The organism is Paraburkholderia sp. PREW-6R, from assembly GCF_039621805.1.
Lineage (GTDB): Bacteria > Pseudomonadota > Gammaproteobacteria > Burkholderiales > Burkholderiaceae > Paraburkholderia.
This window is the reverse complement of record NZ_CP155075.1, coordinates 25,846-38,973: the sequence shown is the minus strand read 5'-3', so window position 1 is coordinate 38,973 and position 13,128 is coordinate 25,846. Positions and strand designations below refer to the sequence as shown.

Here is a 13,128-nt window from a genome sequence, read left to right as displayed (position 1 = left end):
ACGACATGGACGAAGTCACTCTATTGATCGGCGGTGAAAGCCGCAGCGCGTCGGACGGCAAGACCTTCGAGCGGATCAATCCGGCCTCGGGCAAGCCAGCCTCACGCGCCGCCGCTGCGACGCGCGAAGACGCCGACGCCGCAGTGGCGGCCGCAGCCGCAGCGTTCCCGGGCTGGTCCGCGCTGGGTCCAACCGAGCGCCGCAAACGCCTGCTTGCGGCCGCCGATCTGATGGATGCGCGCACACCCGAGTTCATCGCGACCGGCGTCGCCGAAACCGGCGCGATGCCAAACTGGTACGGCTTTAACGTGATGCTCGCGGCCAACATGCTGCGCGAGGCCGCCGCCATGACCACGCAGATCGACGGCGCGGTGATTCCGTCCGACGTGCCCGGCAGCCTCGCGATGGCCGTGCGTCAGCCGTGCGGCGTCGTGCTCGGCATGGCGCCGTGGAACGCGCCGGTGATCCTCGGCACGCGCGCAATCGCCATGCCGCTCGCGTGCGGCAACACGGTCGTGCTCAAGGCATCTGAAGGGTGTCCGGGTGTGCATCGGTTGATCGGCAGCGTGTTGCAGGAGGCCGGTCTCGGTGACGGCGTCGTGAACGTCGTCACCCATTCCGCGCAGGATGCGCCCGCTATCGTCGAGCGGCTCATCGCGCATCCCGCCGTGCGGCGGGTCAACTTCACCGGCTCGACACGGGTCGGCAGAATCGTCGCGCAGCTTGCGGCGCAGCATCTGAAGCCGGCATTGCTCGAACTCGGCGGCAAGGCACCGGTCATCGTGCTGGACGACGCCGATCTCGACGCGGCCGTGGACGCAATCGCGTTCGGCGCTTTCTTCAACCAGGGGCAGATCTGCATGTCGACCGAGCGGCTGATCGTCGACCGGAAAATCGCCGATGCGCTGATCGACAAGCTCGCGGCGAAGGCCCGCACGTTGAAGGCCGGCGATCCAGCCGCCGCCGATTCGATCCTCGGTGTGCTCGAAAGCGTCAAGGCGGGAGAACGCATCGCCGCGCTGGTCGAAGACGCGCGCGCGAAAGGCGCGACACTGCCGCTCGGCTGCCAGGTGGAGGGCGCGGTCATGCAGCCCGCCATCGTTGACGGCGTGACGCGCGAGATGAAACTCTACGCCGAGGAATCGTTCGGCCCCGTAGTCACGGTTCAGCGTGTGGACAGCGACGAAGAAGCGATCCGCGTGGCCAACGACAGCGATTACGGCTTGTCCGCAGCCGTGTTCAGCCGCGACGTGGCGCGTGCGCTGCAAGTGGCCAAACGCATTGAATCGGGCATCTGCCACATCAACGGTCCGACCGTGCACGACGAAGCGCAGATGCCGTTCGGCGGCGTCAAGCAAAGCGGTTATGGCCGCTTCGGGAGCAAGGCTTCGATCGCCGAATTCACCGACCTGCGCTGGATCACCGTGCAGACCGGAGCGCGACACTATCCGATCTGACCTGATCTCATCCGATCGCGCCAGTCCTACGTTTTGCCGAGAAAAGGATGAGGGCCGCGCGTCCAGCCGCAATTGACCGGCATGCGGCGCGCGGATACCTCGACAAGGAGACAGGCTTTGCACTCCGAGCCGACACATTCAGCTATTGCGCGCGCGCCGGGTAGTGCGGCGCAGCGCTATCGTGCAACGACGATCGGCGTTTCGTCGCTGCACGTGCAGCAGCGCGACGGCGCGTGGTATCTGCGCGCCGCCGAGCCGCTCGGCGACTATCCGGGGCGGCTCACCGACCGCCTCGCGAGCGGCGCGCGCGACCATCCCGAACGGTGGCTCGCCGCCCGACGCGGCGCGGACGGACAGTGGCTCGGCCTGAGCTACGCGCGTGCGCTGCAAAACGCGCGCGCGCTCGGCCAGGCGTTGCGCTCGCGCAAGCTCAGCGTCGAACGGCCGGTGGCGATTCTTTCGGGCAACGATCTGGAGCATCTGCAGCTGGCACTCGGCGCGATGTGGGCTGGAATACCGTCGGCGGCGATTTCTCCGGCTTACTCGATCGCTTCCGGCGACTTCGGCAAACTGCGCCACACCTTCGACCTGTTGACGCCGGGGCTCGTGTTCGTCAGCGATTATGAACAGTTCGCCACCGCCATCGAAGCGGTCGTTCCGCACGATATCGAAGTGGTGTCGGCAAAGGGACCGCGAGCGTCGTCTTCGCGGCGCCTCGTCACACCGTTCGACGCACTGCTTGCGCACGCGCCTGGCGACATCGACGCGGTGCACGCCGCCGTCGAGCCCGACTCCATTGCGAAGTTTCTCTTCACGTCCGGTTCGACCAAACTGCCCAAAGCCGTGCCGACCACGCACCGCATGCTGTGCAGCAACCAGCAGATGCTGCTCGAAACGTTTCCGGCATTCGCCAGCGAGCCGCCGGTGCTGGTGGACTGGCTGCCGTGGAATCACACTTTCGGCGGCAGTCATAATCTGGGCATCGCGCTGTACAACGGCGGCACGCTGTATATCGACGACGGCAAACCGGTCAACGGGAAGTTCGAAGAAACGCTGCGTAACTTGCGTGAGATTGCTCCGACCATCTACTTCAACGTGCCGAAGGGATGGGAAGAACTCGCAATCGCGCTTGAACGGGACGCACAGTTGCGCGACACGTTTTTCTCGCGCGTGAAGCTGTATTTCTTCTCGGGCGCGGGGTTGTCGCAAGCGGCATGGGACCGGCTCGAACGCGTGACCGAACGATACTGCGGTGAACGTATCCGCATCATGGCTGGGCTTGGGATGACCGAGACGTCGCCGTCGTGCATGTTCACCACGGGGCCGGTCATGCAGGCGGGTTATGTCGGCCTGCCCGCGCACGGCGTCGATGTCAAGCTCGCGCCGGTCGGAGACAAACTGGAGGTGCGCTATCGCGGCCCGCATGTGATGGCCGGATACTGGCGTGCGCAAGCCGCGGAGTTGAATGCCGCGTTCGACGACGAAGGCTATTTTTGCAGCGGCGATGCGCTGCGCTTTGTCGACCCTTCGAAACCCGAAATCGGGCTGCTGTTCGACGGACGCATCGCGGAAGACTTCAAGCTGAGTTCGGGGACTTTCGTCAGCGTTGGTCCGATGCGCGCCCGCGTGATATCCGCGGGCGCACCCTACGTGCAGGATGTCGTCGTGACCGGAATGAATCGCGACGACGTCGGGCTGCTGATATTTCCCCGTCTCGACGATTGCCGCCTTCTCGCGGAGCTTCCGGCCACCGCGAGCGCGCGCGAGGTGATCGACGCGCCCGCCGTACGCGCGTATTTCACCGCGCTGCTCGCTACGCTCAATCGCGACGCAAGCGGCAGCGCCACCACCATCGCGCGTCTGCGCCTGATGGAACGCGCGCCCTCGCTCGATCTCGGCGAGATCACCGATAAAGGCTCGATCAACCAGCGGGCCGTGCTGACCCAGCGGGCGGCACTGGTGGAAGCGCTGCACGCGCCCGAGCCGCACGATGCCGACGTGATCCTCGCCCCCGCCCGCAGCGCGGCCTAGTCAACGCAAGCTAGCGCGCCCGTATAACCAACAGGAGTCGTGGATGGACATCAGCAAGCTCATCGCGATCGACACGCATGTTCATGCCGAGATTTCGTGCTGTCAGCCGCCCGATCTGTTCGGCAAGGAATTCGACGACGCAGCCGACAAATACTTCGGCACTGTGCTCAAGCGCGGACGGCGGCCGACCATTCCGGAGACGATCGAGCATTACCGCGAGCGCAACATCGGCTTCGTGATGTTTACCGTCGACTGCGAAGCAAATCTTGGTCGTCGTCGTATTCCGAACGAGGAGATTGCCGAATTCGCGCAGAACAATCGCGACATCATGCTCGCCTTTGCCAGCATCGATCCGCACAAAGGCAAAATGGGCGTGCGCGAAGCCCGCAAACTGGTCGAGGAATACGGTGTGCGCGGCTTCAAGTTTCACCCCACGATGCAGGCATTCTTTGCCAACGATCGCATGGCGTACCCGCTCTACGAACTGATCGCCGAACATCGCCTGACGGCCGTGTTCCACAGCGGACATTCCGGTATGGGCTCGGGCATGCCCGGCGGCGGCGGATTGCGGTTGAAGTATTCGGAGCCGATCTATCTCGACGATGTCGCCGCCGACTTCCCCGAGATGAACATCGTGATCGCGCACCCATCATGGCCGTGGCAAGACCAGGCGTTATCGATTGCGTTGCATAAGCCGAATGTGTTTATCGACCTGTCCGGCTGGTCGCCGAAGTACTTTTCGCCCGCGCTGATTCAACACGCCAATACGGTGCTGAAACGTAAGATGCTGTTCGGTTCCGACTTTCCGCTGATTCAACCGGATCGCTGGCTCGAGGACTTTGGCCAGGCCGGTTTCAGAGAGGAAGTCCGACCGCTGATCCTGAAACAGAACGCGGTCGGTCTGCTGGGGCTAAATGAGGTCCGCGGCGAATAACGGCGCGGCCTCGTGAGGCTTAGTACTCCACCAGCTTCCACTGTCCGTCCACCACCTGTAACAGCACGCGCGCACGTTTGTCCACGCCAAAGTGGTCATTCGCGGTGAAATTGAACACCCCATGACACGCGACGATTTCCTTCTCCGACTCCAGCGCATCGCGCAGCGCGGCGCGGAATGCAGGCGTGCCTGGCGCCGCCTGCTTCAATGCCACGGGCACAATGCGTTGCAGCACCAGCAGCGCGTCGTACGCACTCGGGCCAAACTGCGTACGGCTGTTCTTGCCATAGCGTCCTTCATACCACTCGACGTAACGCATGCCCGGTGCCTTCGTCAGCGCGCTCGCCGGCAACTGCTCCGGCACCAGCGCCGGGCCGGCCGGCAAGATCGCACCTTCCATCGCTTTGCCGGCGACACGAATCGTGTCGTACGACGCAGCGCCGTGCGTCTGGTAGATCTGTCCGCGATAACCGCGCTCTTTCAGCGTGATTTGCGGCAATGCGGCTGCGGTGCCCGCTCCGGCGATCAGCACCGCGTCCGGATTCGCGGAAACAATACGCAGCACCTGAGCCGTCACGCTGGTATCGGCGCGCGCATAGCGTTCCGTGGCGACGATCTGCGTGCTGCTGCCGGCCAGCGACTGCTGCAGGTTTTTCAACCAGTCCTCGCCGTATGAATCGCTGAAACCGATGAAGCCGATCCGCTTGTACCCCTGTTTCTTCATGTGCTCGGCGACGCTCTGCGCCATCAGCGACACAGGCTGGGCAATGCGGAAAGTCCAGTGATCGGTGCCGGCCGGCATCGAGATCGGCGAGAGCGAAATCTGCGCGACATGCAGTTCATTGGCAACGTTGGCTACGGCCAGCGAAGGCGGCGCAGAACTGGAGCCGACGATGATATCCGCGTTATCGCTCGTCACCAGCTTGCGTGCGTTCTGGTTGGCCTGAGTCGGGTCGGAAGCGTCGTCGAGCAGCACGACGTGCAGCGGTTGCCCTGCAATTTCCTTCGGCCACATCGCCATGCTATTGCGCTGCGGAATGCCGAGGGACGAAGAAGGACCCGTCGTGGACAAGGTCACGCCGACGGTCACGTCCGCGAACGCCGGTGTCGCGCTCATCGAACTGGCCACCCCCGTCGCGACAATGCACATCGCGGACAACGCAAATCTGATTTTTCTCATGTTTGTCTCCTTTGTTTGTTATTGCCAGCGCAGGTCACATCACGCGGTAGATGTGCAGCAACACACGCGTGGGTTCGCGCGTGCCGCTGCAGATAAAAATGCTTTGCATGAGCCATGCGTAGTCGGGATGCGCGGTTTCGAACTTCGGTGCAGTGCGGAAGTACATGGGTGCGCCGCTCAGGCTGCCGTCGATGGCGCTGCGGGTCGCAGTCCCGCCGTCCTGCGGCTCCAGCGCGCGGCGCAAGCCATTGTTCTCGACGTAGATGCGCGCGCCGTCTGCGGTAACGATCATGTAGCGCGCCGACAATTCGACGAGGCCGTCCGGCCGCACGATCTGACTGTCGGCACCACCGTCGAGAAGCGTGCCGCTGATACGCGGTCCGCTGACGGTGCCGGACACGATCGGGATCAGCCGGCGATTGCCGAGCGCATGCGCGCCGGTTTCGATCGGCGGTCCCACTTGCACGTTTAGCGTGGCGATGAATTCAAGGCCGATGCCCGGTGCGGGCGTCGAGGTGTCGGACATTCACAAACTCCGTTGTTGTCAGGCTGACGGCAAGGGGCGCTCCGGATGGAACCGCGCACAGCGCTAGTGTATAAGTCCTGAAGCGCGGCCGATGTCCACCGAAAAGACGACGCGCGCGCTGCGTGACATGGCAACCGGAGACACGTATGCAGATTGCCGAACTGTCGGGCGAGCTACCCGGGCCGGGCCGGTTCGGCGCTGCGCTGGCGCAAACCGTTGCTGGTGTCGTCGACACGATTGCGGAAGCGGATTTCCCGGGGGCCGCGCTCATGTCGCTGGACGCGCTGATCGGCGTCGGGTCGTGGTCGGTGTATCAGCGTTTTGCCGACGCGCCGCCGCGGCTCTATCTGTCGGCTAGCAATGGCATTCCCGACACGACGCGCGACTGCTTCAGCATTTACCACGCCGGCCTTTACCGACGCGACGCGACTTTCGACTCGCTCACGGGCGCCGCGACTGCGACGGGTACAGGTACGCGTACGTTCGTCACGCGGGTGCGCGCGAGCGAAATCGGGCCGCGCGAGCATCGCGAGCGGATTTATGAATCGCATGGAATGGTGGACCGGATGTCGGTGCTGTCATGCGACGCGCACGGGGGCATGCTGGCGGTCAATCTGTATCGGCATGAACATCAAGGGTTTTATTCGAACGCGGATTGCCGGGCGTTTCAGCAGATTGCCGGGCCGGTGCTTGCTGCGGTTCGTCGGCATGTGAAGCTGACCGCAGCTCCCTCGCCGGTCGTTCAGGACGGCCGGTTCGACAGTTGGCTTTCGCGCCACTGCCCTGCTTTGACCGAGCGGGAAAAAGAGGTGTGCGTGCGGTTGCTGCATGGAATGAGCTACGACGGAATCGCCAGCGATCTTGGGCTGAGTGTGTCGACAGTGAAGACGTACAGGATGCGCGCATTCGAGCGCATGGGAATTCACTTTCGGAGCGAACTCTTTTCGTTGTATGCTGGGCAATACACGTCACCCGTTGCCTTCGAGCGCTATTGACGCGCGGACGCGGACACCTGCTTCATCGGCACCAGTGGAGCGAGGAATTGCTCGACGTGCGGCAACCAGACAGGAATGGAAGCGGGGACGGCAAACATGCCGTGGCCGTTCCTGCCGAACGACGGTTCAACGATCATTTGCCCTTGACCGCCCGCAGCCTGAAAAGCCGCGAACCACGTCGCTACGACATCGGGCGCGAAGAACATATCGTTCTGAACGTAATGCCATAGAACCGGCACGCGGGTCGTCGACGCGAATTGCCCGATGGTCGCCGCCATCTGCTGCGGGTCACACGGCATTCCCGGATGTTTGGACGGGTTGCCGCCGCGCCCGCCCGAGAAATTGACGACTGCCACCACGCCTTCAGGGGCGTAGCTCGCTGCCGCCAGCGATGCGAATCCGCCAGCCGATTGGCCTACCAGAACGACGTGGTCGCGATCCACCTGAGGCAATGTCTGCGCGTAAGTCACGGCGGCAAGCACATCCAGCGCCGCCTGTTTGCCTGCGCCTGCATAGTCGGGGTGCCGGCAGGAGCCGGCGTCCTCCTCGTCGCTGCCGCCTGTGGCGCCGTAGCCTCGGCGGATCGGCACGATGACCGCGAAGCCGAGTTCGACAAATGTCCGGATCTGCGGGAGTTCACGATAGCGGCCGACCTTCGGGCGGTCTAGCGGATTGGGCGGACTGCCATGACTCAGGACAATCAGCGGAAAGGGTCCAGGGCCGTCAGGCATATAAGTCGTCGCGACGATGTCACGTTCGTGATCGCCGAAAAATCCGTGCTCGTTCACCGGCACTTTGACGACCGTTTCGTGCAGATCCGTTGCAAGCGGTTCTGAATCGTCGGCCGCCCAGCCAACGCTCGAAACAGACGCGATCACCACGGCTGAGATTGTCGATCTGATCAGACGGGCGAGAAAGTGATTCCGGCAAACGGTAAGTGTCATGTGTTATTTCTGATTAGAGCTTGCATGATCTGGGGTGGCTGTTGCGGCGCAGGAACGAATGGCGGAGCCTGAACGTTTGCAGGCAGACCGGTTCAACGAAACCTTCACGCAGCACCCGGGGCACGATCTGTTTCATCCGGCGCGTGGAGGCTGCAGGCCTCGGTTGACAGAGGGGGAGCAGTGAGACCGGCGGGTGCCAGTTCCTTGTCGTTGGACTGCGCGATCGCCCAGTCGATCAGCCATATCTCCAGTTCCTTCGGGGGCAACGGACGTGTCAGGTGGTAGCCCTGGACAAGATCGCAGCGCAATTCGCGCAGACGCGTGAGTATCTCTTCGTTCTCGACGCCCTCGGCCACCACTTTCAGGCCCATGTTGTGCGCGAGGTCGATGGTCGAGCGCACGATGGTTTCGTCGTCCTTGTGTTGCGTCATCCCCATCACGAACGACTTGTCGATCTTCAGTTCGTCAATGGGCATTCGCTTCAGATAGGACAGCGACGAATAACCGGTGCCGAAGTCGTCGACGGCGAGACGGATACCCCGTGCATGCAGGCGATCAAGTGTTTCGATCGCGTGGTTCGGGTCGTCCATGATGGCGCTTTCGGTAATCTCGATCCATAACATGTCAGGCGTAACCGCGTGTTTCGCGAGCAACGCGCTGAACATGTCGGGCAGCGTGGACAGGATCAGTTCGCGTGCCGACACGTTGACCGACACGGCGAGGTCGACGCCTGCCGCCTGCCACATGGCGCACTGACCGAGTGCCTTGTTGGCGACCCACTGCGAAATCACCTTGATATAGCCGGTCTGTTCTGCGAACGGAATGAACTGGTCGGGCGAGACAAACCCTCTTGTCGGATGGTCCCAGCGCACCAGCGCTTCCACATACTTTACGCTGCCTGTCGCCAGATCGAGCTTCGGCTGATAGTAGAGCGTCAGCTGGTCATGCTCGACGGCCTGGCGCAACTCGCTCATCAGCGAAAGGCGTTCCGCGCTGTGCTGATTGTGTTTCTCGTCGTAGAGTGCGTAGCCGGTGTTCGAGCGCTTGGCCACATACATCGCGATATCGGCGCAGCGCATCAGCACATTCATGTCGGTGCCATGCTGCGGGAACGCGACGATGCCGATGCTCGCACCTACGTCGACCAGCTGCTCCTCGATCATGATCGGCTGCTCGAGTGTCTTCAGAAGATGGGTCGCGACACGTTGCGCGTCCTCACTCGTGTCGCCCGGCAACAGCACGGCGAATTCATCGCCGCCCAGCCGCGCGACGAGATCGGTGCCGCGCAGCGCGGTTCGCAAACGAGTCGCGACTTCGCATAGCACCAGATCGCCGATCGGATGACCGAGTGTGTCGTTGACCAGCTTGAAGCGGTCGAGGTCCATCATCATCACGCTGAACGCGTTCGCGGGCTTGCGGCTATCGGTTTGCGAGTCAGCGATGGCGGTCTGCAACCGGTCGTTGAACATCGCGCGATTCGCGAGTCCTGTCAGCCTGTCCAGATAGGCGAGTTCGACAATGCGGCGCTCGCGCTCGGAGATCGCGGCCTGCATGTGATTGAACGCCTTCGCCAGTTCCCCAAGTTCGTCCTGACGCGAAATCTTGATCGGTTCGTTGTACTCGCCCTGCCCGATGCGGCGCGAGAAGCGTGTGAGCGCGTCGACGGGCCGCGTTACGCTGCGCGCGGTGAGCACGCTGCCAATCATCGACAGCAGCACACCCACCGCGGTGATGACGAGCAACGCGGTCTGCAACTGGTGAAACGGCGCCATGGCTTCGCGCAACGAGCGTTGCAGCATCACGGCGGTCGGCTCGCCGCTCGACTGCAATAGCACGACGCGCGTTGCGTAATTGGTGTCGGCAATATCCGCGATGCCCGCGCGCGCGTGCTCACCGTCGTGCAGGGAGCTGGCCAGCACACTCCAGCGCCCGTCGGCGCGGCGATCGAGAAACGACACGTTAAGTGACGTGAGGCTCGCCATTTCCTTCGCCACGTCGTCGTCGATCAGAAAGCCCATTGCAACCCAGGCAATGGTGACAGGCGCTTTGACCGGCACGGCGACAACCTGATACAGCTTGCCGTCCACCGTTACGATCGACGACGAATCGCCTCGCCCTGCGGCCGCGCGAATCAGACTGCTCAGCGGAAACGGCGCTCCGGCGTGCGACGTGCCACGGCTGTCCGCGACCAGTTTGCCGTCGAGATCGGCAAGCATCACCACGTCGGCGTCGATGCGTTCACCATGATTGCGCAGTGCCGATACGACAGTGTTTTTGTCATGCGTGGCAACCGCCTCGCGAAAGCCGAAGTCCGCGGCCACGACAACGGCGGCCTGAGTCAGCTTCTCGCCATTCGAGCGCAGCACTTGCCGGAAGACGCGCTCAGCCACCACGAGTTCTTTATCGGCATTGCTGCGCGCATTCGTGCGGATGACCGTGCTGATCACACCAAAGCCCGCGAGTTGCGCGGCCAGCATCAGCAGCACGACAACAATCGCAATCTGGGCGCGCAGGCTATGGAATCGCATGGCGCGTTTATTGAGCCGACAGGTTCAGCGTGAACGAGGCCTTCGCACCGGACGGCAATTTCTGCATGGGCAGATTGTTCGCGTCGGCGAGGCGATAATGCCAGGCCGTCACCCTGTAATTGTCCGCCGGCAGATTGTCGATCAAGGCGCGGCCGCTCGCGTCGGTTTTTGCGAACCACGGCGTGTCGACCACCATCACATACGCAACCATCGAGTCGTGGATATTGCAGCCCATGACCACGAGGCCCGGTTTGTCGAACACGACCGGACTCGCGGGCACGCCGTGATAAAGGTGCAACTCGAACTTTTTCGCGGGCGAAAACGAGTACACGTCGTGCTCGAAATTGTCCTTGTTCGGAAACGAGATGGCCGTGCCCGACTGGACGACCGATACCAGCGGCACGAATTGCCGCTTGATCTGATCGACGATCGCGCCAGCAGGCTTCGCTGGCGGCAGCTTGCCGCTGACGGGTGCAGCATAGACCACCGCGTCGGCTACAGGTGCGCCGTTCTGATCGACGACAGCCACCTGGAGACTCGCCGCGCCGGCCGCCGACGCGTGCAAGGCGATCCAGCACGCCGCCATACTGAGCCAGGCTTGCCGGCCAAACGTCCAGTTATCTGAATGCATTGATGTTGAGTCCCCATAGCGGGCAGGATGATTGGCAGCGGCGCTCGTTCATTCGCGGTCCTGCACATCGCGATACATGGGAGCCAATTTCGCGAGCAGCCTGTTCTGATCGCGAAACGGCACGCCGTTGCGGTCCATGGCCGTTTGCAGATCTTCCACGAGCGCATTGAACGCGGCGCGGTCGATGTTCTGACCTTCGTGCGCGCGCTTCATCGTACGGCCGGTGTACACGCAAGGGCCGTCCAGCAGCACGCAGAACTGCTCGGCGAGTTTCTGCTTGATGCGTTTGATCGGCGCGCCCTCGAAGTAGGGCTTCGTGCGCGGATCGACGAGCAGCAGATCGTAGAAATCGTCGATGATCCTGACGAGGCCCGGTTGCTCTCCGAACGCCTTATACAGCGAATCGTCGGCCCGCGCCATGGGCGACAGCAGCACGCCTAGTGCAATGGAAAAAGACGCGACGCGATGAATCAGTATCTTGATGTTCACGATCAGAATCCCACCTGCAAGGAAGCGTAGGCGCCGCGCTGATTGCGAATCGTGGCGATGTCGCCGAGCGAGACGTAGGCGAGCGTCAGCGACACGTGCTTGGTCGGCGCCCATGCGACGAACGCGTCGTACGCATTCTGCTCGCGCGCGAAAGCTAGGTTGTTGGGCTTGGTGCGATATTCGGCGCCGACGGCGACATAGCGCGAAAGCAGATAGGCAACCGACGTTTCGAATTCCGGCCGGTAACTGTTCGACCGGTCACCGCCGAAGCCCAGCAAGCCGAACTGGTTGGCTTTCGTGAAGCGCAGGGTTGCGTTGAGCAACAGGCTCTGCGCGAGCAGCAGTTTCGTCGCGGAGAGATATAAGTCCGTGCCTGAATTGCTGGTCGCGCCGACGGCTCTCACCACGTCGCCCTGTTCGTTGTGTTTGAACTGGACGCCCGCCGCAACTTGCGGCACCCACGTGTCCTGATCGAGCACGGCGTCGCCGAACAGCCGCACTTTCACGCCGAGCGTGTCCATGTTGAACCGGAAGCCCGACCCGAGGCCGAGTTGGGCGCCGGCGTCGCGGGTGTTGAATTCCTGGCGCGCGACCGACAATTCAACGCGATTAGCGACTCCGACAGCGGCGCCGTATGTCGTCAGCGCAAAATCCTGCGTATGCACATACGTGGCATGCGCATTGGCGCCAAGTTGCGATGCGGTCCCGTAGCCGCCGATCACCGCCCACGGCGTAAGACCTCCGCCGGCTGCGCCCTCGATTTCGGAGACGCCACCGGTCAGCAGCAGCTTGCCGGATGTGGTCGGCACGAGCGGCGCGGCGGGCTCATCGGCCCGAACCGCGTGAGAGTGAAATGCGAGTGCTGCGAAGGCCGCTGAGGCGAGCGGAATGGCGGAGTGTCTGCAACGCATGTCGTGTCGTCGAAAGTGAGTAAGGACGCGATGCGCAGAAGCGCGGAGCGCGACAGGCGGCGCGTCGTTCGCTTGACTCGGGCAGCATCGGGTCGCTGATTGACAGATCGCTCAGCGGAGCAACGGCGCACCTTTTTCATAACGGCATACAGAATGCATACTTGAGCAAGCGGACAGACAAATTTGAAGGGGGTGCATGCACTACCTTTGCGGTCAACTTTTCGCCAGTCCGGTATGGCCTGAAGGCGTGGGATGGTCTCCTCTTATGGGGGGTTATCCGCGGGTGGGCCTTCGCGGAACAATTGGGTGTGGTCAGAATAAGTACAAACCCTGACGGAACGGATGTGCGTGGAGGACAGTTGACGATGTGCATCCGTGCGCGCCGGATCACGGGTGAAGAATGGCGGGTGACGCGGATTGCACAACGGCGGCACAGGGATGAAGCAGGCTTGCCCGGTGCGCGCGTGTACGTTTTTTGTACCCTGTACGTTATTAGCGTACA

At 62.7% G+C, this 13,128-nt stretch carries 11 protein-coding genes; 4 read left to right on the top strand and 7 right to left on the bottom strand.

The annotated features are described in order from the left end of the window. The first annotated feature begins 5 nt into the window (after window positions 1–5). From AAGS40_RS24820 to AAGS40_RS24810, 3 genes are all read left to right on the top strand, one after another. Window positions 6–1,457: an aldehyde dehydrogenase gene (locus AAGS40_RS24820; protein WP_345817106.1), complete on the top strand. Its 1,452-nt coding sequence runs from the start codon at window positions 6–8 to the stop codon at window positions 1,455–1,457. A gap of 192 nt (window positions 1,458–1,649) precedes the next feature. After that, complete coding sequence (locus tag AAGS40_RS24815; RefSeq protein ID WP_345817585.1) at window positions 1,650–3,488, top strand: feruloyl-CoA synthase; 1,839 nt, start codon at window positions 1,650–1,652, stop codon at window positions 3,486–3,488. Between the two features lie 43 nt (window positions 3,489–3,531). Then, complete coding sequence (locus AAGS40_RS24810; protein WP_345817105.1) at window positions 3,532–4,422, top strand: amidohydrolase family protein; 891 nt, start codon at window positions 3,532–3,534, stop codon at window positions 4,420–4,422. A gap of 19 nt (window positions 4,423–4,441) precedes the next feature. On the opposite strand, the gene AAGS40_RS24805 is transcribed toward AAGS40_RS24810, so the two are convergent. Both AAGS40_RS24805 and AAGS40_RS24800 read right to left on the bottom strand, forming a co-directional pair. Next, window positions 4,442–5,602: an ABC transporter substrate-binding protein gene (locus AAGS40_RS24805; protein ID WP_345817104.1), complete on the bottom strand. Its 1,161-nt coding sequence runs from the start codon at window positions 5,600–5,602 to the stop codon at window positions 4,442–4,444. A gap of 34 nt (window positions 5,603–5,636) precedes the next feature. Continuing rightward, window positions 5,637–6,128 (bottom strand): DUF3237 domain-containing protein, encoded by a 492-nt coding sequence (locus AAGS40_RS24800; protein WP_345817103.1) that lies wholly within the window; start codon window positions 6,126–6,128, stop codon window positions 5,637–5,639. Between the two features lie 146 nt (window positions 6,129–6,274). Between AAGS40_RS24800 and AAGS40_RS24795 the strand changes: the two genes are divergently transcribed. Next, window positions 6,275–7,123 (top strand): helix-turn-helix transcriptional regulator, encoded by an 849-nt coding sequence (locus AAGS40_RS24795; protein WP_345817102.1) that lies wholly within the window; start codon window positions 6,275–6,277, stop codon window positions 7,121–7,123. Here AAGS40_RS24795 and AAGS40_RS24790 read toward each other — a convergent pair. From AAGS40_RS24790 to AAGS40_RS24770, 5 genes are all read right to left on the bottom strand, one after another. Then, on the bottom strand, window positions 7,117–8,067 hold the full coding sequence (locus tag AAGS40_RS24790) for an alpha/beta fold hydrolase (RefSeq protein ID WP_345817101.1): 951 nt from the start codon (window positions 8,065–8,067) through the stop codon (window positions 7,117–7,119). The two genes, AAGS40_RS24795 and AAGS40_RS24790, sit on opposite strands and share 7 nt — an antisense overlap. A gap of 104 nt (window positions 8,068–8,171) precedes the next feature. Then, window positions 8,172–10,595 carry an EAL domain-containing protein gene (locus AAGS40_RS24785; protein ID WP_345817100.1) on the bottom strand — a complete coding sequence of 808 codons (2,424 nt, stop codon included), beginning with the start codon at window positions 10,593–10,595 and terminating at the stop codon, window positions 8,172–8,174. 7 nt (window positions 10,596–10,602) lie between these two features. Beyond that, window positions 10,603–11,226 (bottom strand): methylamine utilization protein, encoded by a 624-nt coding sequence (locus tag AAGS40_RS24780; protein ID WP_345817099.1) that lies wholly within the window; start codon window positions 11,224–11,226, stop codon window positions 10,603–10,605. A 48-nt stretch (window positions 11,227–11,274) separates the two neighbouring features. Next, the gene (locus tag AAGS40_RS24775; RefSeq protein ID WP_345817098.1) at window positions 11,275–11,715 is read right to left on the bottom strand and encodes a group 1 truncated hemoglobin; all 441 of its coding nucleotides are present in this window, start codon (window positions 11,713–11,715) and stop codon (window positions 11,275–11,277) included. A 2-nt stretch (window positions 11,716–11,717) separates the two neighbouring features. Then, window positions 11,718–12,626, bottom strand: coding sequence for a DUF3034 family protein (locus AAGS40_RS24770; protein WP_345817097.1), 909 nt, complete (start codon window positions 12,624–12,626; stop codon window positions 11,718–11,720). Between the last annotated feature and the right edge of the window lie 502 nt (window positions 12,627–13,128).